The 22904-nt window shown below is 73.4% G+C and carries 19 protein-coding genes and 1 pseudogene; 14 read left to right on the forward strand and 6 right to left on the reverse strand.

Annotation, left to right across the window (positions count from 1 at the left end; translation table 11 throughout):
* Positions 1–176: 176 nt before the first annotated feature.
* From AB0P24_RS34000 to AB0P24_RS34010, 3 genes are all read left to right on the forward strand, one after another.
* Complete coding sequence (locus AB0P24_RS34000) at positions 177–1358, forward strand: SGNH/GDSL hydrolase family protein (RefSeq protein WP_365800841.1); 1182 nt, start codon at positions 177–179, stop codon at positions 1356–1358.
* Positions 1359–1946: 588 nt separating this feature from the next.
* Entirely contained in the window at positions 1947–3386 is a 1440-nt protein-coding gene (locus AB0P24_RS34005) for a protein phosphatase 2C domain-containing protein (protein ID WP_365800843.1), read from the forward strand.
* Positions 3387–3465: 79 nt separating this feature from the next.
* Positions 3466–5208 (forward strand): pyruvate dehydrogenase, encoded by a 1743-nt coding sequence (locus tag AB0P24_RS34010; RefSeq protein WP_365800845.1) that lies wholly within the window; start codon positions 3466–3468, stop codon positions 5206–5208.
* A 25-nt stretch (positions 5209–5233) separates the two neighbouring features.
* Here the strand turns inward: AB0P24_RS34010 and AB0P24_RS34015 are convergent, their stop codons facing one another.
* Positions 5234–6583: a helix-turn-helix domain-containing protein gene (locus AB0P24_RS34015; RefSeq protein WP_365800847.1), complete on the reverse strand. Its 1350-nt coding sequence runs from the start codon at positions 6581–6583 to the stop codon at positions 5234–5236.
* Between the two features lie 210 nt (positions 6584–6793).
* On the opposite strand from AB0P24_RS34015, the gene AB0P24_RS34020 reads away from it, so the two are divergent.
* The 3 genes from AB0P24_RS34020 (at position 6794) to AB0P24_RS34030 (ending at position 8781) form a co-directional block, all read left to right on the forward strand.
* Positions 6794–7414 (forward strand): hypothetical protein, encoded by a 621-nt coding sequence (locus tag AB0P24_RS34020; protein WP_365800849.1) that lies wholly within the window; start codon positions 6794–6796, stop codon positions 7412–7414.
* Positions 7415–7563: 149 nt separating this feature from the next.
* Positions 7564–8025: a hypothetical protein gene (locus tag AB0P24_RS34025; protein ID WP_365800851.1), complete on the forward strand. Its 462-nt coding sequence runs from the start codon at positions 7564–7566 to the stop codon at positions 8023–8025.
* A gap of 306 nt (positions 8026–8331) precedes the next feature.
* Entirely contained in the window at positions 8332–8781 is a 450-nt protein-coding gene (locus tag AB0P24_RS34030; RefSeq protein WP_365800853.1) for an ATP-binding protein, read from the forward strand.
* A gap of 103 nt (positions 8782–8884) precedes the next feature.
* Here the strand turns inward: AB0P24_RS34030 and AB0P24_RS34035 are convergent, their stop codons facing one another.
* Together AB0P24_RS34035 and AB0P24_RS34040 are read right to left on the reverse strand one after the other, a co-directional pair.
* On the reverse strand, positions 8885–9916 hold the full coding sequence (locus AB0P24_RS34035) for a DUF2637 domain-containing protein (protein WP_365800855.1): 1032 nt from the start codon (positions 9914–9916) through the stop codon (positions 8885–8887).
* A 326-nt stretch (positions 9917–10242) separates the two neighbouring features.
* The gene (locus AB0P24_RS34040) at positions 10243–11067 is read right to left on the reverse strand and encodes a (2Fe-2S)-binding protein (RefSeq protein WP_365800857.1); all 825 of its coding nucleotides are present in this window, start codon (positions 11065–11067) and stop codon (positions 10243–10245) included.
* Between the two features lie 169 nt (positions 11068–11236).
* Here AB0P24_RS34040 and AB0P24_RS34045 point away from each other — a divergent pair, with 169 nt between their 5' ends.
* Positions 11237–12019 carry a GntR family transcriptional regulator gene (locus AB0P24_RS34045; protein WP_365800859.1) on the forward strand — a complete coding sequence of 261 codons (783 nt, stop codon included), beginning with the start codon at positions 11237–11239 and terminating at the stop codon, positions 12017–12019.
* 358 nt (positions 12020–12377) lie between these two features.
* On the opposite strand, the gene AB0P24_RS34050 is transcribed toward AB0P24_RS34045, so the two are convergent.
* Positions 12378–13145: a hypothetical protein gene (locus AB0P24_RS34050; RefSeq protein ID WP_365800861.1), complete on the reverse strand. Its 768-nt coding sequence runs from the start codon at positions 13143–13145 to the stop codon at positions 12378–12380.
* Between the two features lie 168 nt (positions 13146–13313).
* On the reverse strand, positions 13314–14978 hold the full coding sequence (locus AB0P24_RS34055) for a PucR family transcriptional regulator ligand-binding domain-containing protein (RefSeq protein WP_365800863.1): 1665 nt from the start codon (positions 14976–14978) through the stop codon (positions 13314–13316).
* A 374-nt stretch (positions 14979–15352) separates the two neighbouring features.
* Between AB0P24_RS34055 and AB0P24_RS34060 the strand changes: the two genes are divergently transcribed.
* The 6 genes and pseudogenes from AB0P24_RS34060 to AB0P24_RS34085 all read left to right on the forward strand — a co-directional run bounded on the left by AB0P24_RS34060 (position 15353) and on the right by AB0P24_RS34085 (position 20965).
* Positions 15353–16243, forward strand: coding sequence for a xanthine dehydrogenase family protein subunit M (locus AB0P24_RS34060; RefSeq protein ID WP_365800865.1), 891 nt, complete (start codon positions 15353–15355; stop codon positions 16241–16243).
* On the forward strand, positions 16243–16842 hold the full coding sequence (locus AB0P24_RS34065) for a (2Fe-2S)-binding protein (protein ID WP_365800867.1): 600 nt from the start codon (positions 16243–16245) through the stop codon (positions 16840–16842). The genes AB0P24_RS34060 and AB0P24_RS34065 overlap by 1 nt, the downstream gene beginning before the upstream one ends.
* Before the next feature lie 5 nt (positions 16843–16847).
* Positions 16848–19244 carry a molybdopterin cofactor-binding domain-containing protein gene (locus AB0P24_RS34070; protein ID WP_365800869.1) on the forward strand — a complete coding sequence of 799 codons (2397 nt, stop codon included), beginning with the start codon at positions 16848–16850 and terminating at the stop codon, positions 19242–19244.
* Complete coding sequence (locus AB0P24_RS34075) at positions 19241–19429, forward strand: hypothetical protein (protein WP_365800879.1); 189 nt, start codon at positions 19241–19243, stop codon at positions 19427–19429. Before AB0P24_RS34070 ends, AB0P24_RS34075 begins: the two co-directional genes overlap by 4 nt.
* Positions 19423–19613 (forward strand): annotated as a pseudogene (locus tag AB0P24_RS34080) (NCS2 family permease); the annotation flags it as partial. The gene AB0P24_RS34075 and the pseudogene AB0P24_RS34080, both read left to right, overlap by 7 nt.
* A 149-nt stretch (positions 19614–19762) precedes the next feature.
* Positions 19763–20965, forward strand: a complete 1203-nt coding sequence (locus tag AB0P24_RS34085; protein ID WP_365800871.1) for an XdhC/CoxI family protein — start codon at positions 19763–19765, stop codon at positions 20963–20965.
* On the opposite strand, the gene AB0P24_RS34090 is transcribed toward AB0P24_RS34085, so the two are convergent.
* The gene (locus tag AB0P24_RS34090) at positions 20940–21380 is read right to left on the reverse strand and encodes an SRPBCC family protein (RefSeq protein ID WP_365800873.1); all 441 of its coding nucleotides are present in this window, start codon (positions 21378–21380) and stop codon (positions 20940–20942) included. The two genes, AB0P24_RS34085 and AB0P24_RS34090, sit on opposite strands and share 26 nt — an antisense overlap.
* Positions 21381–21581: 201 nt before the next feature.
* Here AB0P24_RS34090 and AB0P24_RS34095 point away from each other — a divergent pair, with 201 nt between their 5' ends.
* Positions 21582–22808, forward strand: coding sequence for a cytochrome P450 (locus tag AB0P24_RS34095; RefSeq protein ID WP_365800875.1), 1227 nt, complete (start codon positions 21582–21584; stop codon positions 22806–22808).
* The last annotated feature ends 96 nt before the right edge of the window (positions 22809–22904 follow it).

The following is a 22904-nucleotide window of genomic DNA, read 5'->3' on the forward strand; positions in this document are numbered from 1 at the left end:
TGGCGGCGGGGTGACGGTTCGACCCCGGCCCGTTCCGGGCCGCCACCCTCCCCACGCCCGGCCCGCTCCGCCCCCGGCGCTCCGCCACCCGAGTGGTCTCGTGGTCCGGTTGCTGTTCGGGCCGACCCCCGTATGTCACCTTCCCCTCCAGTGGGCCTTCGAGAGGGCAGGTGTGGATGGGCAGGGTCGGGCGCGTGCTTGCGGTGGTGTTGTTGCTGGTGATGGGGGTGGCCGGGCGGGCCGGTGCCGACGCCGGGCCCGCGCTGTGGACCGGGAGCTGGGAGGCCGCGCCCTCCGGTACCGACCCGGCCGTGCCCGGCGCCGCGTTCCGCAACGTCGTGCACCTGAGCGTCGGGGGGAGCGCGGTGCGCGTGCGGGTCAGCAACCGGCTCGGCAGCGCCGCGCTGCGGCTCGGAGCGGTCACCGTCGCCCTGCGGCAGGGCGACGGACCGGACGCCGTACCCGGCTCGATGCGCGCCGCCACCTTCGCGGGCGCCGGCACCGCCGTCGTACCCGTCGGGCAGGACCTGGTCAGCGACCCCGTGCCGCTCGCCGTCGCGGCCGCCGCCGATCTGCTGGTGACCGTCGAGACCCCGGGCGACTCCGGGCCCGCCACCTTCCACCGGGTCGCGCTCCAGACCAGCTACCTCGCACAGGACGGCGCCGGCCGGGCCGCCGACGAGGACGGGGACGCGTACACCCGGACCACCGGTCACTGGTACTACGTCACCGGCGTCGACGTGCGGGCCGTGTCCCGCGGCAGTGTGGTCGCCTTCGGCGACTCCCTCACCGACGGCAACGGCACCAGCATGGACGCCAACCACCGCTGGCCCGACCGCCTCGCGGACCGGCTGCGGCCCTTGCGGACCGGCGTCCTCAACGCCGGGATCTCCGGCAACCGGCTCATGCGCGACAGCACCGGCGGACCGGGAGCCCTCGGACGCCTGGACGCCGACGGGCTCGACCGGAGCGGTGTGCGGACCCTGGTCGTCCTCGAAGGCATCAACGACATCAAGGGCACCCCGGAGGCCACGGACCCCGCCGACTTCGTGCGGGCCTACCGGACCATCGTCGCCCGCGCCCACCTCAGAGGGATCCGGGTGATCGGCGCGACGCTCACGCCTTACGCCGGGTACAGCGGCTACACCGACGCCCGGGAGGCCGTACGGCAGGAGGTGAACGCCCTGATCCGCACCCAGCACGTGTTCGACGCGTACGTCGACTTCGACGCCGTCGTACGGGATCCGCAGCGGCCCGGCCGCATCCTGCCCGCCTACGACCCCGGCGACCACCTGCACTTCAACGACGCCGGCACGCGCGCCCTGGCCGACGCCGTCCCGCTCGCCGACCTGCTCTGAGCTCAACCCCGGGCCCTTCGGCGGCGCCCGCGGACACCAGTGCCCGGTACGCCGGCTCGTCCCGTTCGTCCAGCCCCGGCGCGAACCCGGCGTGGCACATCACCGCCGTACCGCGGGCCGTTCTGCCGAGATCACCTCAATTCCAGCACTCCGCACGGGAAACCGGTCCGCCATGCACAGCTGACCACCAGGAAGTCCCGTCACAATCTGCCCTTCCGGCCGGCGCGGTGGCGTCCGGCCGCGCGAACGGTGACCCGGCCCCATGACGCGCACGCGCGGGGGATCCGGGGCCGGGTCACTCCGGTGTCGCCGGGCGGTCCTCCCGTGGGGGGTGGGACCACCCGGCGGCTCACACGTGTCAGCCTTCGTCATCCCCCTCACTCCCGGCTCCCTCGGTACTCCGGTCGGCCCCCGTCAGCCGCGCCTCTTCCGTGTCCGGCACGCCGTCAGTCCCGCGCGTGTCACCGATCCCCTTCCCTCGCACGGGTGTTCAGGATGTCCCTCGTCACGCCCCGCGGGACGAGGTCGGGTACGGGATTTTCCGGATGCCCCGTTTTCATCCGGCCCGCGCGGTGGACAATTAGGGGCATGAGCCAGCCAGGGGGTAGGTCCGCCCGTCATGAGGACGACTGGTGGGGGCAGTTGTACGAAGACTCCACCGACGACACCGGACCCACGGCCGCACCCGATTCCCTGGACGACCGCTTCGCCTCGGCGGAGAAGACGGTGGGGGGACGGCGGGGCGTCACCGCGGAACCGGGCGGCGAGCAGGCACCGCCGACGGTACCGGCCCAGCGGGCGCCCGCCGCCCCCGCTCCGAAGGCCTGGCCGTGGGACGAGGAGGACCAGGAGCCGCTGGCGGCGGACGACGACGCCCCGGCCGCCGCCGCCCACCCCGCGACCTGGCCCGACCTGACCGCCCTGCCCCCACGTGCCGCCCCGGAAGCCCCGGAAGCCCCGGAAGCCCCGGAAGCCCTGGAGGACCTGGAGCCCTTGGCGGCCCCACCGGTGCCACCGGCCCCACCGGCGCCGCAAGCCCCGCGAGAAGCCCCTTCGGCCTCCTCCGTCGACTACGTCGGCTCCGGACCGCCCACCTACGACGCCGAGCCCACCGCCCTGCCCGCCGCCGACCCCGACGAACTCGACGACCTGGTCGCCGACACCGTCCTGGAAGGCGCCCGGTACGGCACCTGCACCCTGCGGGCCGTCTCGCAGCGCGGCGACTCCGCCCGGTACCGCGGCGAGCCGCGCCGCGACGCCCTGCTCGTCGCCCGGTTCGGGGCCGGCGAACAGGCCCTGGTCCTGGTCGCGATGGCCACCGGCGCCCGGGCCACCCCCGGCGCGCACCGGGCCGCCGCCGAGGTGTGCGAGTGGATCGCCGGGGCCGTCGGCCGCAGCCACCAGCGGCTCACCGAGGACATCCAGGCCGCCCGGCGCGGCGACCTGAAGTCCGGGCTGCACCGGCTCACCGACCGCAGCCTCGGCAAGCTCCGCGCCGGCGCCGCCGAACGGGGCATCGCCCCCGAGGAGTACGCGGCCAGCCTGCGCTGCCTCCTCGTCCCGGCCCACCCCCAGTGCCGTACCCGCGTCTTCTTCGGAGTCGGCGAGGGCGGGCTGTTCCGGCTCCGCGACGGTAAGTGGCAGGACATCGAACCGCGCGTCGACACCGACGGCGTCGGCGAACCCGTGCTCGGCTTCGGCTCGCTGCCCTCCGAGACCCCGGCGGGCGACCGGCTCACCATGGACCTCGGCATCCCGACCCCGCCGAGCCCCTACGAACCGGCCCCCGAGCCGCCCCGTGACCCGTTCCTGTTCCGGGCCTCGGTAGCCCGCCCGGGTGATGCTCTCGTGATGTGCACGGGCGGCCTCGCCGACCCGCTGCGCGGCGAACCCGCCCTCTGCGCCTACCTGGCCCGACGCTGGTCCGGCCGCACCCCGCCGGGCCTCGCCGCGTTCCTCGCGGACGCCCAGGTACGGGTCAAGGGGTACGCCGACGACCGTACCGCGGCGGCCGTCTGGGAGGCGTGAGCGCGGTCTGTGTGGATACATGGAAGGGCGTCGCGGGGGGAAGCCGGAGATCCGCGCAGCCGAAGGGTGCCCGACCGCCATGGCCAAGCAGAACGTCGCCGAGCAGTTCGTCGACATCCTCGTCCGCGCCGGAGTGCGCCGCCTCTACGGCGTCGTCGGCGACAGCCTCAACCCGGTCGTGGACGCCGTCCGCCGCAACTCCGCCATCGACTGGATCCACGTCCGCCACGAGGAGACCGCCGCCTTCGCGGCCGGCGCCGAGGCCCAGATCACCGGCACGCTGGCGGCCTGCGCGGGCTCCTGCGGCCCGGGCAACCTGCACCTGATCAACGGCCTGTACGACGCCCACCGCTCGATGGCCCCGGTCCTCGCCCTCGCCTCGCACATCCCCTCCGGCGAGATCGGCCTCGGCTACTTCCAGGAGACCCACCCCGACCGGCTCTTCCAGGAGTGCAGCCACTACAGCGAGTTGATCTCCAGCCCGCGGCAGATGCCCCGGCTGCTCCAGAGCGCCATCCAGCACGCGGTCGGCCGCAGCGGGGTGAGCGTGGTGAGCCTGCCCGGTGACATCGCCGACCAGCCCGCCCCCGAGCAGTCCGCCTCGGCCGCCGTCGTCACCTCACGGCCCACCGTCCGCCCCGGGGACGAGGAACTCGACAAACTGGTCGCGATGATCGACGCGGCGGACAAGGTGACCCTGTTCTGCGGCAGCGGCACGGCGGGCGCCCACGCGGAGGTCATGGAGCTGGCGGAGAAGATCAAGTCCCCGGTCGGCCACGCCCTGCGCGGCAAGGAGTGGATCCAGTACGACAACCCGTACGACGTCGGCATGAGCGGGCTGCTCGGCTACGGCGCCGCCTACGAGGCCACCCACGAGTGCGACCTGCTGATCCTGCTCGGCACCGACTTCCCGTACCACGCCTTCCTCCCCGACGACGTGCGGATCGTCCAGGTCGACGTCCGGCCCGAGGTGCTGGGCCGCCGCTCCCGGCTGGATCTCGCGGTGTGGGGCGATGTGCGCGAGACCCTGCGCTGTCTCGTTCCGCGCGTGCGGGCCAAGACCAACCGGCGGTTCCTCGACCGAATGCTGAAGAAGCACGCGGACGCGCTGGAGGGGGTGGTGCAGGCGTACACGAGGAGGGTCGACAGACATCTCCCGATCCATCCGGAGTACGTGGCCTCGGTCCTCGACGAAATCGCCGCCGACGACGCGGTGTTCACCGTCGACACCGGCATGTGCAACGTGTGGGCGGCCCGCTACATCTCGCCCAACGGCCGCCGCCGGGTCATCGGTTCCTTCTCGCACGGCTCGATGGCCAACGCGCTGCCGATGGCGATCGGCGCCCAGTTCACCGACCGGCGGCGGCAGGTCGTCTCGATGTCAGGGGACGGCGGATTCGCCATGCTGATGGGCGACTTCCTCACCCTCGTCCAGCACGACCTGCCGGTGAAGGTGGTCCTGTTCAACAACTCCGTACTGAGCATGGTCGAGTTGGAGATGCTGGTCGGGGGGCTGCCCGCGTACGGTACCGCCAACACCAATCCCAACTTCGCCGCTGTGGCGCTGGCCTGCGGCGCCTACGGGGTGCGGGTCGAGAAGCCCAAGCAGCTCGCGGGCGTGCTGAAAGACGCCTTCAAGCACAAGGGGCCGGCCCTGGTCGACGTGGTCACCGACCCCAACGCGCTGTCCATCCCGCCGAAGATCAAGGCGGAGATGGTCACCGGGTTCGCGCTCTCCGCGTCCAAGATGGTCCTCGACGGCGGCGTGGGCCGGATGCTCCAGATGGCCCGCTCCAATCTGCGCAACGTGCCGCGGCCGTGACGGGGGCCGGGGCTCAGACCGTGACTCAGCCGGTGGGCACCCACTGGCGGACGCCGTCGACGAAGCCGTACCAGTAGTGCGGCAGGCCCTTGACGGAGCTGGTGCGGAACGGCCTGCCGTGGTCGTCGATCCGGACCGTGCCGCTGCGGCCCTGTGACGACCAGTCCAGTTCGAGGTACCAGCGGCAGTCGCAGCCCGTGGTGCTCGCCTTGACGCGCAGCACCTCGGGGTCCGTGGCGGAGACCCGGTAGGGCAGGCGCATCGTCGAGACGGTCCGCCCGTCGGGGCCCTCACCGGCCACCGGGCGGGCGATGGGGCGGTCCTTGTCCAGGTCCACGGCGAAGTAACGGGGCGTGAGCCCGCCGCCGCAGCCGTCGGCCATCGAGTACGCGATGCCGGGCGCGGGAGCCGTACGGCCGACGACGCGCACCCGCAGGTCCTCCAGGACGACGGCGGTGGACGAACGGCCCTGCACGGAGACGTCCACGATCGTGTTGCCGCCGTGCACCGCGCCCTGGGTGGCCGCCCAGGTGCCGGCGTCCTGCGGGGCGGGCGGCGGCGGGACCTGGGCCGGCTGCTTGTCGATGACGTAGTCGTGGTCGCAGCCCAGCTCCCACAGTTGCGAGTTCGCCGTCCAGGTGAGGGGGACGGTGGTCGGGGCCGGGGTGGTGGACGTGCCGTGGCCGGCGGGGGAGGACGAGGCGGCTGCGGACGACCCGGACGACCCGGACGACCTGGATAACGACGACGGGGTGGCCGAGGCGGGGTCCGGCGCCGTGCCGGTGGCGCCGCTGCGGTGGCGCTCGGCGTCGCCGGCGGCGGTAGTGGTGGTGGCGGCGGAACCGGTGTGCCGGGCCGCGGTGCCGCCGGCCTCCCGGTCGCCCGGCAGAGCGGCCAGGCTGCCCAACGTCGCCAGGAGCACGGTGACCGCCGCCGAGGCGACCAGCGTGCTGCGCCGCCGGTACCAGGGGCGGGCGACGGGGGACGCTTCCGACGCTTCCGCCAGGGGTTCGGCGGCGGCCCCGGGGCTCTCCACCGGTTCGGAGGCGCCGGCCGGCGCGGGGGCGCGGGGCGTCGGCTCGACGTTCTCCGCGGGCCCCGCGCTCTCGGTGGCGCTCGGTCGCCGGCGGGCCGCCACCGCGCACAGCCAGCGCTCGTGGAGATCGAGCCGTTCCTGCGGTGTCGCCCCGCAGAACGCGGCGAGGCGTTCCACCGGAGCGAAGTCCAGCGGCACCGCCTCGCCCGCGCAGTAGCGGTGCAGGGTGGAGGTGTTCATGTTCAGGCGGCGGGCCAGGGAGCCGTAGCTCCGGTCCGTACGGTCCTTCAACTGCCGCAGCAGCGCCGCGAACTCCTCGACGTCGTCGCGCACAGGCACCTTCCCCCGCTCGTCCGTATCCCAGGCACTCACATACCTGCACGTCAGCGGGGCTGGGATGGTTCCAGGCCGGTGAAACGGGCGGTGGCCGTTGCGGTTCGCCGAGGTGACGGCCGATGCTTCTGGGGTCGCACCGACCAGGGCCGGACCGACCATCCGGCGCCGTCGGCGGCATCCCACACCCATGCACCGACCCACGGGGGATCAGTCATGCCCAAGCGCACCCGAGCAGGCGCGCTCACCGCACTCGCCGCCGCCGCACTGGCCGTCGGCACCGCAGTCGCCGCCCCGGCGGCCGCCGCGCCGAAGCCGCCCGGCTTCCTCGCGGCGGCCGACCTTCCGCCGCAGCCGGGCCTGTCCTGGACGGCCGGCAGGGTCACCGCCGGAGTACCGGAGGCGGTCGAACGGGACACCTGCCTCGGCATCGCGCTCGGCGGCGGCCAGAACACCTGGTACCGGGAGTTCCGCACCGACCTCGACACCGGTGCCCGTCAGGTCAGCGCCGAACTGCCCAGCGTCAGTGCGGCGAAGGGCCGGTTCGCGAAGCTGGACGAGGACATCGTGTCCTGCGCCTACCGGATCGAGACGGACGACCCGCAGACCCGGGCCACCTTCCAGGACCACGGTGACCTGCCTGTCGGGGACGGCGCCCACGTCTACGCCCTGCACACCGTGACCTCCTGGGGCGCCAGTGACATCCGGCTGCTCTCGGTCGGCCGGGACGGCCGCACCGTCACGGTCGTGGACTGGGGGCGGCTGGGCGGCTTCGCGGACGCGCCGGTGAAGGCGTTCAAGAAGACGACGGCCACGGCCGTACACAAGCTCCACTGACCCACGGTCACCGCAGGGACGGGGCCGTCCCCCCGTTCGGGGGACGGGGGGACGGCCCCGACGGACCACCACCGCACAGCACATACGGCCGGTACGGCACCACAGCCCGTACGGCACACACAACACACACAGAACACGGGGAATCAGACATGAGCAGCAAGACCCGCGCCGTCCTCACCGCCGGCGTCCTCGCCGTGGCCCTCGGGCTCGGCGCCACCGCACAGGCCTCGGCCGGCGCTCCGCGCAGCGTCGCCGGCGCCCCGGCCGACAACATCACCCGCATCGCCGACTTCTACGGCGCCTACATCGACGCGGAGAGCGACGTCGACGGCAGCGGCGGCCTGACCAAGGCACTGCGCGCCTACTACATCGAGCCGACCTACCTGAAGAAGCTGGAGGCCTGGGAGGCCCGGGAGCACGCGGACGGGGTGCTGCGGGCCCAGAACACCCCGCTCAAGTGGAAGGTGACCGACCGCGGCACGGCTCGCTACACGGAGGCCGCCGTCACCCTCACCTGGAGTCGCAACACGTCCACCAAGCTGATCGTCGACATGAGCCGCTCCACCCACAAGATCATCCACATCGGCACCACCGGCCTCGGGAGCAAGTAGCCGGAAGGTCGGCTTTCGGCCAGGTTCACCGGTGCCGCGGACCGCGTGAAACAGCCCGGGGGGTTGCGTACGGGGCTGAATCACGCCGGGTCCGCGGCACCCTTGGCACGTACGGGACGGTCCGGGCGGCGGCGTACGCACCGGAGCGTTCCCGGGACTTGGCCGAACACCCGGTCGTCATCGACGTGACATGACTGGCCCGTGCCCGAGCGGGCATGGATCCCGTGAACGTGTTCGATCAGAAGGGGATCCGGTAACGGCGTGCGGGCGGGGGCCATGAACAGTCAGGCACGAGGGGGCGGTCCCGTGGCCATCGGGGCCTCCTCGGCGCAGACGGCGGGGGAAGAGACCGACACGACGGAACGGGGCCACCCGTCGCAGTTCAGGCGCCGGCTGGGGCGGGCTGATCTGCGGGCGGTGCCCGAGGCGCGCAGGGAACTGCGGGAACTGCTGCGGCACTGGGGGCGTCCCGGCCGCTCCGAGATCGCGGAACTGCTCACCAGCGAACTCGTCACCAACGCTCTGGTGCACACGGACCGCGAGGCGGTGCTGACAGCCGTCGTGGAGCCGAGCCAACTGCGGGTGGAGGTGCGGGACTTCGTGGGCCGCAGGCCGCGTGTGTGCGCCCCGGACACCGGCGACGGCACGCACGGCCGGGGCCTGGTGCTGGTGGACGCCTTCGCCGACGCGTGGGGCGTCCAGGCGCACGAGGTCGGGAAGTCGGTGTGGTTCGAACTGGACGCCGAGGCCGCCTGACGCCGAGACGGCCCAGGCCAGGGCCGCATACGCAACGGGACGGGGGCGTGACCCTGAAGGTCACGCCCCCGTCCCGAGATGCCGTACGGCAGGCAGCAGCCGGTCAGCCGAACTGCTGCTCAAGGTCCTTGAGCTTGCGCTCCAGGGAGTCCAGGCGCGGCAGCGCCATTGTGTCGTCCTCCGCGGTCAGGTCGACGGTGATCGGGTCAGACCCTTTGCGGACGGGCTGAAGGGAGGGCCGCTGGCGTACGGGCAGTTGTTCCGGCGCCGATATGGCAGGCTCCGCAGTGGGCTGGGAGGCGCGCTCCACCTGATGTACCTCGTCCTGCCGGCCGCGTCCGATGAAGCCGCGGTGACCCCGGCTGATGGCCTTGAGCTGGGCCCGCTCCAGGCGGTCCTGCTCGCGGCGGCGCATCCGGTTCACCTCGTTCTGCCGCTTGTCCTCGCGCACCTCGTCGACCGCCTCGTCCAGGCTGCGGACGCCCTCCAGGAGCATGAGCGACCAGGCCCTGTAGGTCTCGCGGGGGGCACGCAGCCAGCGGACGATACGGATCTGCGGCAGCGGGCGCGGCACCAGGCCCTGCTCACGCAGGGCGGCCTTGCGGGTCTGCTTCAGCGCGCGGTCGAAGAGCACGGCCGCGGAGAGCGACATGCCGGCGAAGAACTGGGGAGCGCCGGCGTGGCCTCCGCCCCGGGGAGCGTGCACCCAGTTGAACCAGGCGGACGCGCCGGCGAAGGTCCACACCAGGATTCGGGAGCCGAGCGCCGCGTCACCGTGGCTGGCCTCGCGCACCGCGAGGACGGAGCAGAACATCGCGGCGCCGTCCAGGCCGAACGGGACCAGGTACTCCCAGCCGCCGGAGAGGTTGAGGTTCTGCTGGCCGAAGCCGACCAGTCCGTGGAAGGAGAGAGCCGCGGACACCGCCGCACAGCAGAACAGGAGCACGTAGGCGGCGGTGGCGTAGATGGCCTCCTTGCGCCGGCGGCGCTCCTCGCTGCGCTCCCACGAGTCGTCCTTCGCGTGCTCCCCGCCGGACCGCTTGGAGCGCGTCAGTACCGCCACCGCGACCAGGATGCCCAGGAGCAGTACGGCGCCGGGAAGCAGCCAGTTCAGCGATATGTCGGTCAGTCTCATCTAGGGGTCCCTTGCATTGGGATAGGGCGTAACGCCCGCCATAGTGGCCCAATCCCACTGGCCCTCAGGGGGTTTCGGGGCAAGAGGCCGCCAAGGAAGTGCAAGGGGATGCCCCAGGGCGGCATTCTGCTCGAACTGCCGCATGAGGGGCGGGAGTTGAGTTCGATTAAGACTACCCATACGGGTGGTTCCTCGGAAAGTTCCTGCGGCGAGTGAGGAAGTTGTGAATTCCCTGTCTCCACAGGAGTGACCTTGCCGTCGGTGATCCTAGTGGATGCCGCGGCGTGCCGTGTCCCCGGGGGTGCCCCGAGCGGGCTGAGGCGGCCTCAGGCCGCGGCGGCCGCCGTGAGTTTGGCGATCCGTACGTCGTCGCAGGTGCGCGGGCAGGTGGCGCAGGTGTCCTCCGGGCGCAGGGTGTAGTACATGCAGCAGCTCGCCCGGTCCCGGGTGGGCAGCGGCTCCCCGGCCGGGCCGGTCAGCACCCGGAACGCGGCCGAGCCGACGTACGGCCTGGTCGCGCCCGGCAGCAGCTGTTCGAGTTCGCGTACGGCCCGCGCCTCGTCCCCGAGCAGTCCGGCGATGTACCAGAGCCCCTCGACGACCTCGTCCGTCGCCATGCCCCACAGGGCGCGGCCGCGCCGCCGCATCCGGGGGCCGAAGCCGCCGAGGACCGGTTCCAGGTGCTCGGCGACGGCCGCCCGCACCTCGGCGCGCAGCGCCTCCTCGCCGGAGACGACCACCGCGCCGGGCAGCGCCGCCGCCGGGTCGCCCGGGAGGCAGGCGAAGGAGGTGACGCGCACGGCCATCCGGCCCGCCGTCCGGTCGTACGACACCTCGGCCGCGGGGAGGCGGGGGACCCGGCGGCCCAGGAACCAGGGGAGGGTGATCAGGAGGCAGGCGGCCCAGGCGTAGCGGTGCAGGCCGAAACTCGCGACCACGTCGGGGCGGGCCGGCCTTCCCTCCGCCCGCAGGATCTGCTCCTCGTCCCAGGCCAGGAAGGCGTCCAGGGCGGCACCGCCCGCCGCCAGCTCGGCGGCGCCCACCCAGCCGCCGCCCCGGGGGGCCGCGTCGCCCGGGCCCAGTTCGGAGACGACCAGGTCGGGGCAGGCCTCGGCGAGGCGTGCGTAGGCGGCGGAGACGGGGGAGGGCATGGGCTACCACCGATCGGGTGCGGGCTGCGGACCGACTGCCAGATAAGTAAGCCTTACCTTACCTAGCCTTTCGGGAATTTGAACCAGCGCCTTGTGCGCCTAAGGTGCTTGACGGACAAGTAACAACCCGCCGTTAATGACCCAAGTGCCGATGACCCGGAGGAGACCCGTGAACCAGCGCGCGCACGCGGCTCCCGTCGAGACGGCCAGGGCGTCGGCGCGGTCGCGGTCCGAGGAGTCGGCGCGGGAGGCGCCCGGGTTCCCCGCCGACCCGCAGGCCGCGCGCGGCGAGCACACGCACGGCGAGCACACGCACGGCGAGCGGCCGGTCCCGCAGCCGCGGCCCGCCGTGCAGCGGGCGTCCGTGCGCGGGCAGATCCTCGACGCGTTGCGTACCGCGCTGGTCAGCGGAGACCTGGCGCCCGGCGAGGTGTACTCGGGGCCGGCGCTGGGGGAGCGGTTCGGGGTGTCCGCGACGCCGGTGCGCGAGGCGATGCAGCAGCTGGCCCTGGAAGGCGCGGTCGAGGTCGTGCCCAACCGCGGGTTCCGGGTCGTCGAGCGGGGCGCCCGCGAACTCGCGGAACTGGCCGAGGTGCGGGCACTGATCGAGGTGCCGGTGATGCTGCGGCTGGCGCGCAGCGTGCCGGCCGAGCGGTGGGCCGCGTTGCGGCCACTCGCCGAGGAGTCGGTGCGGGCGGCGGCGTCGGGGTGCCGGGCGACGTACGCGGAGGCCGACCGGGCGTTCCACCGGGCGGTGCTGGCCCTGGCGGGCAACGAGCAGTTGGTGCAGATCGCGGAGGACCTGCACCGCCGTGCGGTTCCGCTGCGCGGGGGCCGGGCCGACCTGATGTCGGACGCGGGGGAGCATGCCGCGTTGCTGGAGGCGTTGGTCGCGGGGGAGTTGGATGCGGTGCGGAGGCTGGTGGCCGGGCATTTCACCGGCGCGGGGTGAGGGGCGGGGCGGGTGTGCGCGGGGGCGCGCCGTGGAGGTGGCGGCCGGGGCCGGCCATCGCGATGCGGTGGGTGTCGGGGCACCGCCGTAGCGGTGCGGACCGAGTGCCGGGTGCGGGCACGCCGTGGCCGCTCGCGCCCACGCGGCGGAGCCGCACATGGAGACGGCCCCGCGCCCCTGACGGGGCGCTGCGGTCCCCGGTTCTTCCCAACTGCGGGCAGTCGTGCCTCCCCCAGTGCCTCAAGGACCTGGGAGGTGCCCCCAGGGCGGCACGGGTGGGCGCTGGGGGTCCCCCCGGCCGAAGGCTGGGGGAGGCACCCTGCCAACGCCGGTGAGTGACACTCCCCGCCCCCGGCCCTCACGCCGTGGCCGCTCCCGGAGACGGTGGGGTGAGCTGCCTTGCCAGCCACGTGGGCACACCGCCCAGGAGGCGGAACAGCCGGCCGGCCTCCTCCCGCAACCGCGACGCCTCCGGCTCGGACTCCGTGTCGGCCAGGGAGGCGAGGGCGGGGGCCGTGCCCACGAGGTAGCCCAGTTCCTCCCTGATCCGCAGCGACTCGGCGAAACCGTGCCGTGCCTCGCTCACATCGCCGTCCCGCAGCGCAAGTCCGGCCAGGTGTCGCCAGGTGGAGGAGAGCAGAAGGGGATCGGCGTGGGCCGAGGCGCCGGCGTGGGCGCGACGGTAGGCGGCGCGGGCGGCTTGCGGGGAGCTGGTGAGGTTCTCCGCCAGCAGACCCCGGCGGAAGTCGAGGAGCGCCCGCCCCGGCGCCCCCGGAGGGATCAGCGCCGCCGCCCTGCCGAGCGCGGCCCGCGCCTCGTCGGCCCGGTCGCGGACCCCGTGCAGCGTGGCCGCGTAGGCGAGTTGGCCGCGCTCGCAGGCGGCCGCCCCCCGCTCCTCGTCGGACCGGGCCGCCGCCTCCGCCGTCCGCAGCGCGTCCTCGGCCTCCTCCCAGCCCCGCTCGGTGTACAGGCACCGCTCGACCATCAGCCCCGCCCGCTGCAGGGTGTACGCCGGCGTGTCCGACGGCAGCAGAGCCGCCGCGTCGGCCCAGCAGGCCCGCGAGCGCAGCCGCCATACCGCGGTCTGGAGCGGATCGTCACCAGCGGTCGTTCCGTTCCCAGACATGGCGGAATACGCCACGTTTCCCTCCCCTAGCGCGCCGTCGAGCAGTGAAGTGGTGGCCGCATTCCAGCACCGATCACCGCGCGGGGCCAAGAGGGTGGGTGAATAATTTCACAAAGTCGTGGGACGGCGACGGCACTCGGCGGCAGCCGGTCGCACGCCCGCGTGACCTCAGCTCATCCGCAACGCCAAGAAGAAATCGAGCTTGTCCTCCAGCCGGGACAGGTCCCGGCCCGTCAACTGCTCGATCCTCCCCACGCGGTAGCGCAGCGTGTTGACGTGCAGGTGAAGACGGGTGGCGCAGCGCGTCCAGGAGCCGTCGCAGTCGAGGAACGCCTCCAGGGTGGGGATCAGTTCGGCGCGGTGGCGGCGGTCGTAGTCCCGGAGCGGGTCCAGCAGCCGGGCGGTGAAGGCACGGCGGACGTCGTCGGGGACGAAGGGGAGCAGCAGGACGTGCGACGCCAGCTCCTGGTGGCCGGCCGCGCAGACCCGGCCGGGGCGGGCGGCGGCCACCCGGCGGGCGTGCCGGGCCTCCTCCAGGGCGCCGCGCAGCCCCTCCGCCGAGTGCACGGCCGCGCTGACGCCCACGGTGACCCGGCCGTCGTCGTCCAGGCCCGCCGCCAGCGGGTCCCGTACCGCCGCCAGGAGGACGTCGGCGTGGACGCCGGCCGCGGGTCCGTCGTGCTGCTCGGCGGCGACGGCGGGCAGCGGGACGAGGGCGACCGCCTCGTCACCGGTGTGGGCGACCGCTATGCGGTCGGAGGGCTCCTGGCCGGTCGCGAGCGGGTCGACCAGGATCTCCTCCAGCAGGGACTGGGCGACCGGGCCGCCCGCCACCTCCCCGCCGTCCCACTCGACACGGGCGACGACCACCTGCCAGTGCGGGGCCGCGCCGAGGCCCGGCAGCAGGACCGGCGCGGCCACCCGCAGGCGGGCGGCGATCTCGGCCGGTGCCGCGCCCGTCTGGACCAGTTCCAGGACCTCCTGGGCGAGCCTGCGCCGCACCGTGCGCGCCGCGTCGCGGCGGTCGCGCTCCACGGCGATCAGCTGGGTGACGCCCTGCAACAGGTCGAGCCGCTCCTCGGGCCAGTCGCCGGCGTCCGCCTCGACCGCCAGCAGCCAGTCCGACAGCACCGTCTCCCGCACGTCCCGCCCGCCCTGCGGGGAGCGGATCGGGAACAGCGAGTACGTGGTGGTGCCGAGCAGCGCGCGGTGCGGGCCGCGGCGGCCGGTGCGGGTGGCGGCCAGGTGCTCGGCGGCCAGAGCGGCGCAGGCGCCGGCGGGCAGCGCGGGCCCGGACACCTTGGAGCCCGCGATCAGACGGCCGGCCGGGGACAGCACCCACGCGCGCAGGTCGAGGTCGGAACCGAGCAGGTCGAGGACCACGTCGGGGCCGCCGCCCGCCGGCCCCGACGTCATCATCCGCCGGTGCCGGTCCACGACGGCCGCCAGGTCCCCCGCGCGTTCGCCGCTGACCTGCCGTACGACATGCTCGGTGATCGTCGCGAACGCCACCGACTCATGGACCGCGAAGAGCGGGAGCCGGTGCCGCGCACAGGCCACGACCAGGTCCTCGGGGACATCGCCCAGCTCCGCCTCACCGGCCGCCAGCGCCGCCACTCCGGCCTGCACCAGGAGACGTACGAACGGCTCGGAGTCCGCCGCGTCCCGGCGCCAGGCCAGGCCGGTCAGCACCAGCTCGCCGCCGGCCAGGTAGCGGCTGGGGTCGCGCAGGTCGGTGGTCATGACCCCGCGCACGGTACGGTCCAGCTCGTCCTCGCCGCCGAGCAGCCGCAGGCCCAGCGCGTCGGTGTCCAGCAGTGCGCGCAGCCGCATCTTGTCGCCGCCGTTCTGTGTCTCGAAATCTACGATGGATCCTGAAGGGCCATGAGTGGGGCGCCCGGACCGGCGGTCCGCGGGCCGTCACCAGGAGTTGCCGGGCCACAACCGACGGCTGCCAGGGCGTTTCCTGCGTTTCCCCGGGAAGACCAGGAGGTTACTGATGCCCCCCGTTCATACGAATCTACAAGATGGCCGTGCTGGCCAGCCAACTCCTTCATGGTTTCGGTGACTGACCCCGCTGGAGCAAGGGGCGGTGTACTGGCCTCGTTCCGCGTCAACAGGACATGAACGAGCCGGGCCCGCCGCACACGGATTGGCTCGATCCGTACGACTCACGAGACTCGACGAGACGGAGAAGAGAGCCGGTCATGGACTTCCTTCGCCCCGCCAGCTGGGATGAGGCGCTCGCCGCCAAGGCCGAGCATCCCACCGCGGTGCCGATCGCGGGTGGCACCGATGTGATGGTCGAGATCAACTTCGACCACCGCCGGCCCGAGTACCTTCTCGACCTGACCCGCATCGGCGATCTCTACGAATGGGAGGTCGGCGAGGAGAGCGTCCGCCTCGGCGCCTCCGTCCCGTACGCCCGGATCATGGAGCACCTGCGCACCGAGCTGCCCGGCCTGGCCCTCGCCTCGCACACCGTCGCCTCCCCGCAGATCCGCAACCGCGGCGGCGTCGGCGGCAACCTCGGCACCGCATCCCCGGCCGGCGACGCCCACCCCGCGCTGCTCGCGGCGGGCGCCGAGGTCGAGGCCGATTCGGTGCGCGGCACCCGGCTCATCCCCGTCGACGACTTCTACACCGGCGTGAAACGCAACGCCCTCGCCCCCGACGAGCTGATCCGCGCGGTGCGTGTGAAGAAGGCCGACGGCCCGCAGCAGTACTCGAAGGTGGGAACGCGCAACGCCATGGTGATCGCCGTGTGCGCCTTCGGGCTCGCCCTGCACCCCGAGACGCGGACCGTGCGGACCGGGATCGGCTCGGCCGCTCCGACGCCGGTGCGCGCCAGGACCGCCGAGGACTTCCTGAACGCGGCGCTCGACGAGGGCCGCTGGTGGGACAGCGGAAAGGCCCTCACCCCGTCGGTCCTCAAGCAGTTCGCTGACCTGTGCGCCGCCGCCTGCAACCCGATCGACGACGTCCGGGGCACCGCGGGCTACCGCCGCCACGCGGTCGGCGTGATGGCCCGCCGGACGCTCACCTGGACCTGGGATTCGTACCGCGGCACCACTGAGCAGAAGGGGATTGTCGCCTGATGCGCGTCAACTTCACCGTCAACGGACGCCCGCAGGAAGCCGACGACGTCTGGGAGGGCGAGTCCCTGCTGTACGTCCTGCGCGAGCGCCTCGGCCTGCCCGGCTCCAAGAACGCCTGCGAACAGGGGGAGTGCGGGTCCTGCACCGTCCGGCTGGACGGCGTACCGGTGTGCTCGTGTCTGGTCGCGGCCGGACAGGTCGAGGGGCGCGAGGTGGTCACGGTCGAGGGGCTGGCGGACTACGCCAGGCAGCGGGCCGGCGGCGATTCCCGCGGGACCTCGCCCGACGAGGCGAAGGCGTGGGCCGCCGGGGGCCGGGACTCCCAGGCCGGCGGAGGGGCCGGCGAAGGCACCGGCTCATCCCCGCACGCGGCGCTCTCTCCCGTCCAGCAGGCGTTCATCGACGCCGGCGCCGTCCAGTGCGGCTTCTGCACCCCGGGGCTGCTGGTCGCCGCCGACGAGATGCTGGAGCGCAACCCCGACCCGACCGACGCGGACATCCGCGAGGCGCTCTCGGGCAACCTGTGCCGCTGCACCGGCTACGAGAAGATCATGGACGCGGTCCGCCTCGCGGCCGCCCGGCAGGGAGAGGGGGTCTGAGCCGGATGCCCTCCGACAGCGCCCCCCTCGACACTCCCACCAAGGTCACCCAGGGCTCCCAGACCAAGGGCGGCATCGGCGAGTCCACGCTCCGCCCGGACGGCACCCTCAAGGTCACCGGCGAGTTCGCGTACTCCTCCGACATGTGGCACGAGGACATGCTCTGGGGCCAGATCCTGCGCTCCACGGTCGCGCACGCCGAGATCGTGTCGATCGACACCAGCGAGGCCCTCGCCCAGCCCGGCGTCCACGCCGTCATGACGTACGACGACCTGCCCACCGAGGTGCGGAACTACGGCCTGGAGATCCAGGACACCCCGGTCCTCGCGCACGGCAAGGTGCGCCACCACGGCGAACCGGTCGCGATCGTCGCCGCCGACCACCCGGAGACGGCCCGCCGCGCCGCCGCGAAGATCAAGGTCGAGTACCGCGAGCTGCCGGTCATCACCGACGAGGCCTCGGCCACCGCGCCCGGCGCGGTCCTCGTCCACGAGAACCGCGTCGACCACCACATCAGCCACGTCCCGCACCCGAACATCCTGCACCGCCAGCCGATCATCCGCGGCGACGCCGACGAGGCCGCGAAGCGCGCGGACGTCATCGTCAAGGGCGAGTACTACTTCGGCATGCAGGACCAGGCCTTCCTCGGCCCCGAGTCCGGCCTCGCGGTGCCCGAGGAGGACGGCGGCGTCCACCTCTACATCGCCACGCAGTGGCTGCACAGCGACCTGCGCCAGATCGCCCCGGTGCTCGGTCTGCCCGAGGACAAGGTGCGGATGACACTGGCCGGCGTCGGCGGCGCGTTCGGCGGCCGCGAGGACCTGTCGATGCAGATCCACGCCTGCCTGCTGGCCCTGCGCACCGGCAGGCCGGTGAAGATCGTCTACAACCGCTTCGAGTCCTTCTTCGGCCACGTCCACCGCCACCCGGCCCGCCTCTACTACGAGCACGGGGCGACGAGCGAAGGCAAGCTGACGCACGTCAAGTGCCGGATCGTGCTCGACGGCGGCGCCTACGCCTCCGCCTCCCCGGCGGTCGTCGGCAACGCCTCCTCGCTCGGCATCGGGCCGTACGCCGTCGACGACGTCGACATCGAGGCCATCGCCCTGTACACCAACAACCCGCCCTGCGGCGCGATGCGCGGCTTCGGCGCGGTCCAGGCGTGCTTCGCCTACGAGGCGCAGATGGACAAGGTGGCCCGGCGACTGGGCATGGACCCGGTGGCGTTCAGGACGCTGAACGCCATGGAGCAGGGCACCCTCATGCCGACCGGGCAGCCGGTCGACTCCCCGGCGCCCGTCGCCGAACTCCTGCGCCGGGTCGAGGCGATGCCGCTGCCGCCCGAGCGCCAGTGGGAGAGCAGCGAGGGCGTGGACGTACGGCAGCTGCCCGGCGGTCTGTCCAACACCTCCCACGGCGAAGGCGTCGTACGCGGCATCGGCTACGCGGTCGGCATCAAGAACGTCGGCTTCTCCGAGGGCTTCGACGACTACTCGACCGCGCGGGTGCGCATGGAGGCCGTCGGCGGCGAGCCGGTCGCCGTCGTGCACACCGCGATGGCGGAGGTCGGGCAGGGCGGGGTGACCGTCCACGCGCAGATCGCCCGCACCGAGCTCGGCGTGGCGCAGGTGACCATCCATCCGGCCGACACCCGGGTGGGCTCGGCGGGTTCGACCTCGGCCTCCCGGCAGACGTACGTCACCGGCGGCGCCGTGAAGAACTCCTGCGAGCTGGTCCGGGAGAAGGTACTGGAACTGGGCCGCCGCAAGTTCGGTACGTACCATCCCGCCTGGGCCGCCGCCGAGCTGCTCCTGGAGGGCGGCAAGGTCGTCACCGACGGCGGCGAGGTGCTCGCCGACCTGGTGGACGTCCTCGGCGACGAGGCGGTGGAGGTCGAGGCGGAGTGGCGGCACCGGCCGACCGTGCCGTTCGACCTGCGCACCGGGCAGGGCAACGGCCATGTCCAGTACAGCTTCGCCGCCCACCGCGCTGTCGTCGAGGTGGACACCGAACTGGGTCTGGTCAAGGTGATCGAGCTGGCCTGCGCCCAGGACGTCGGCAAGGCGCTCAACCCGCTCTCCGTCGTCGGCCAGATCCAGGGCGGCACCACCCAGGGCCTGGGCATCGCGGTGATGGAGGAGATCATCGTCGACCCGAAGACCGCGAAGGTCAGGAACCCGTCCTTCACGGACTACCTGATCCCGACCATCCTCGACACGCCGACCATCCCGGTCGACGTCCTCGAACTCGCCGACGACCACGCGCCGTACGGGCTCCGCGGCATCGGCGAGGCCCCGACCCTGTCCTCGACTCCGGCCGTCCTCGCGGCGATCCGGAACGCGACCGGGCTGGAGCTCAACCGCACGCCGGTACGCCCGGAACATCTGACGGGCACCGCATGACGAGGGCGTGGCCGCCGCTCGCGGCCATGCCGCGACGGCATCCCGGCGCCGGGCGACAGCTGCTCGACTCCCCGGCGCCAACCCCGCACGCGATCCTGTCCGGCAAGGACGCGGCCGGGGACACGCCCGGCCGGCAGGCGCTGACCACCGCGACGGCGCTCGCGGCGGCCCTCACCTGTTCCTGACGGTCGTCCTGACGCCGTTCACCTGCACCATCACCACCGGCGTGGCCGCCGGTGCCATCTCCTGCGCGGCCATCAAGGCAGCTCAGGGCAGGGCGCGGGAAGCCGCGGCGTTCATGTGGGGCTGACAGGGATCTTCCTGGTCTATTTCGCCATCCATCCGATCGAGAGCTGGCTGGGCGTCCACCAGGCGCTCGGCCGGGAGAGCCGTGACGGGCCGGTGGCCGTGCGCGGGTCCGTCGCGGCTGGTCGCGCCCACGCGGCGGAGCCGCACCCGAACACGGTCCCGGGCCCCTGACCGGGCGCCTGCCCCCGAGATGCCGAGGAGAACCGGAAATGCTGGACATCGCCGACGAGCTGAACCGGTGGATCGCCGACGGGCGTGACTTCGCCGTGGCCACGGTGGTGGCGGTCGGCGGCAGTGCCCCGCGGCAGCCCGGCGCCGCGCTCGCGGTGGACGCCGAGGGCACCGCCGTCGGGTCGGTCTCCGGCGGCTGTGTGGAGGGCGCCGTGTACGAGCTGTGCCGGCAGGCGCTGGAGGACGGGGAGACCGTCCTGGAGCGCTTCGGGTACAGCGACGAGGACGCCTTCGCCGTCGGCCTGACCTGCGGCGGCGTCATCGACGTCCTCGTGACCCCGGTACGGGCGGCCGACCCCGCCCGGCCGGTGGCCGCGGCCGCGCTGGCCGCCGTCGCGCGCGGCGAGGCGGCGGCCCTCACGCGGATCGTCACCGGACCGGCCGAGCTGCTGGGCCGCGCCCTCCTGGTGGACGCCGACGGCTCCCACGAGGGCGGCTTCGGCGCCCATCCCGAGCTGGACCGTACGGTCGCCGCCGAGGCGGCCGCCTTCCTGGACGCGGGCCGCACCGGCACCCTGGAGATCGGAGAGCAGGGCTCCAGGTGCGGAGCACCGCTCACGGTGCTGGTCGAGTCGTCCGTCCCCCCGCCCCGGATGATCGTCTTCGGCGCGATCGACTTCGCGTCCGCCCTGGTCCGCGTCGGCAAGTTCCTGAACTACCACGTGACGGTGTGCGACGCGCGCCCCGTCTTCGCCACCACGTCCCGTTTCCCGGAGGCCGACGAGATCGTCGTCGACTGGCCCCACAGGTACCTGGACCGCACCCAGGTCGACGGCCGCACCGTCCTGTGCGTCCTCACCCACGACGCCAAGTTCGACGTCCCGCTGCTCCGGCTCGCCCTCCGCCTCCCGGTGGCCTACGTCGGCGCGATGGGCTCCCGCCGCACCCACCTGGACCGCGAGGAACGCCTGCGCGAGGCCGGCGTCACCGAGCTTGAGCTGGCCCGTCTCCGCTCGCCCATCGGCCTCGACCTCGGCGCCCGTACGCCCGAGGAGACCGCGCTGTCGATCGCGGCCGAGATCGTCGCGAACCGCAGAGGAGGCAGTGGGGTCTCCCTGACCGGCGCGCACACCCCGATCCACCACGACGCGACGTCTTCGCCGGCCCCGGCGCGGCGGATCGGGTCAGCACACCGGGCGCTTCCTCCCGCCGGCGTCAGGGCCGCCGGAGCAGCGAGTTGACCGCCCGTCCGAAGACGGCCCGGGACGTCCGGCGCACCAGCGGGTCGAAGACCGAGGGCAGCCCCCGGATCCGCAGCTCCTCGTGCCAGACCACCCGGGTACGGCCGCCGGGGCCGGGGTGCACCTCCAGTTCGGCCCAGCCGAGCACCACCCGGCCGCGCTTGACCAGGCGGCAGCGGCCGGAACCGCCGTCCTGCGGGGGCTCCCAGACGGTCACCTCCATGGGATCGTCGAACGCCAGCGGCCCGAACCCGGAACGGGCCACGAAGACCGTGCCCGCGCGGGTCGGGGGATCGGTGAGCACGGTGACCCGGGTCAGCGGGACCACGTCGGCATGCCGGGACCACTGCGTGAGCCGGCGCCACGCCTCGTCGATCGGCAGCGGAGCCGTCCGCTGAAGGAGGAAGTTGACCACGCCACGATGTTAGGGAAACCGGCCGGCGCGGGACGCGCTTCACCGTTGACCTGTTGCAGCCGGCCCGCGGGGGATGGTCGGCCGCCGCCTGACCGGGCCCCGGGCCCCGGGCTCCGCTCCGCCCGGCCCTGTCGCGGCCGCACGGCGGTACGGCACCATGAGCGCGGTCCGTACCGCCGTCGTCGTCCCGGGGGGCGTCTCATGGAACGCGAACTGCACGACAGGCACGACAGGCTCGACGACTTGATGCGCGATCCTTATCCGCTGTACACGCGGGCGCGGGCGGCGCAGGGGCTGGTGTGGGTGCCCGAACTGGACGCTTGGCTGGTGGCCCGGGACGAAGACGTCCGCGAAGTGCTGCGCCGGACCGGGGAGTTCTCGTCGGCGAACGCGTTACGGCCGGACGTCATGCCCGCGCCCGCCGCGCTCGCCGTGCTCGGCGGCGGCTTCGGCGGCCGCCCCGTCGTGGTCACCTCGGACGGCGAACGCCACCAGCTGCTGCGCGCCCCGCTGCTGCGCGCGCTGTCACCGGCCCGGATCGCGGCGGCCGTACCGTACGCCCGGGAGCGCGCCGCCGCCCTCGTCGACGGGTTCGTGACGGAGGGCCGGGTGGAGCTGATGTCGGCCTACGCCACTCGGCTGCCCGGCGAGGTCATCGGCCGGATCGTCGGCCTCGACCCCGCCGACGTGCCCCTCGTCGTGCACGGCGGCCGACGTGCCGAGGAGTTGCTGTTCCGGCCGCTGCCGGAGGCCGGACAGGTCGCCGCCGCGGAGGACGTCGTCGCCATGCAGCACGTCCTCGACCGCTACACGCATCCCCGCGAGGACCTGGCCACGGACATCGTCGCCTCCGTGGCCGAACCCGGCCACGCCGAACTCCCCCTGGAACAGCGTCACGAGGCCGTCGCCCACCTCCAGAACCTGTTGATCGCCGGGCACCTGACCACCACCGCGCTGATCGGCACCACCGTCCTGCATCTGCTCGGCCACCGCCGCCAGTGGGAACTGCTCTGTGAGCGACCGGACCTGATCCCGGCGGCCGTGGAGGAGGCCGCCCGCCACGACGGGGCACTCCAGGGCTTCCGGCGGGTGGCCACCCGCCCGGTCACCCTCGCCGGTACCGAACTCCCGGCCGGGGCGGAGCTGTTCGTCGCGTTCGGCGCGGCCAACCGGGATGCCTCGCGGCACCCCCGCCCCGACACGTTCGACATCACCCGCACCGCCCCCGCCCGCCATCTCGCCTTCGGCTTCGGCGCCCACGCCTGCGTCGGCGCCCAGCTCGCCCGCGAACAACTCCGCATCACAGTGGAGGAGTTGACGCGCCGCCTGCCGGATCTGCGGCTCACGCGGGGGCGTCCGGTCACCATGCGGCCGACGCTGATCCACCGCTCACCCGAGGAACTGCACCTCACCTGGCGGGCGTCCTAGGTGTTCTGTCCTGGGAGGTTGTGGACGGTGACAGGGCTCACGGCTGATCGATCTTGAAATGGGTGAGGGCCTTCTGGCCTGGTGTGGATTGCGACA

The sequence above is a fragment of the Streptomyces sp. NPDC086519 genome (assembly GCF_040686075.1).
Classification (GTDB): domain Bacteria; phylum Actinomycetota; class Actinomycetes; order Streptomycetales; family Streptomycetaceae; genus Streptomyces; species Streptomyces shenzhenensis.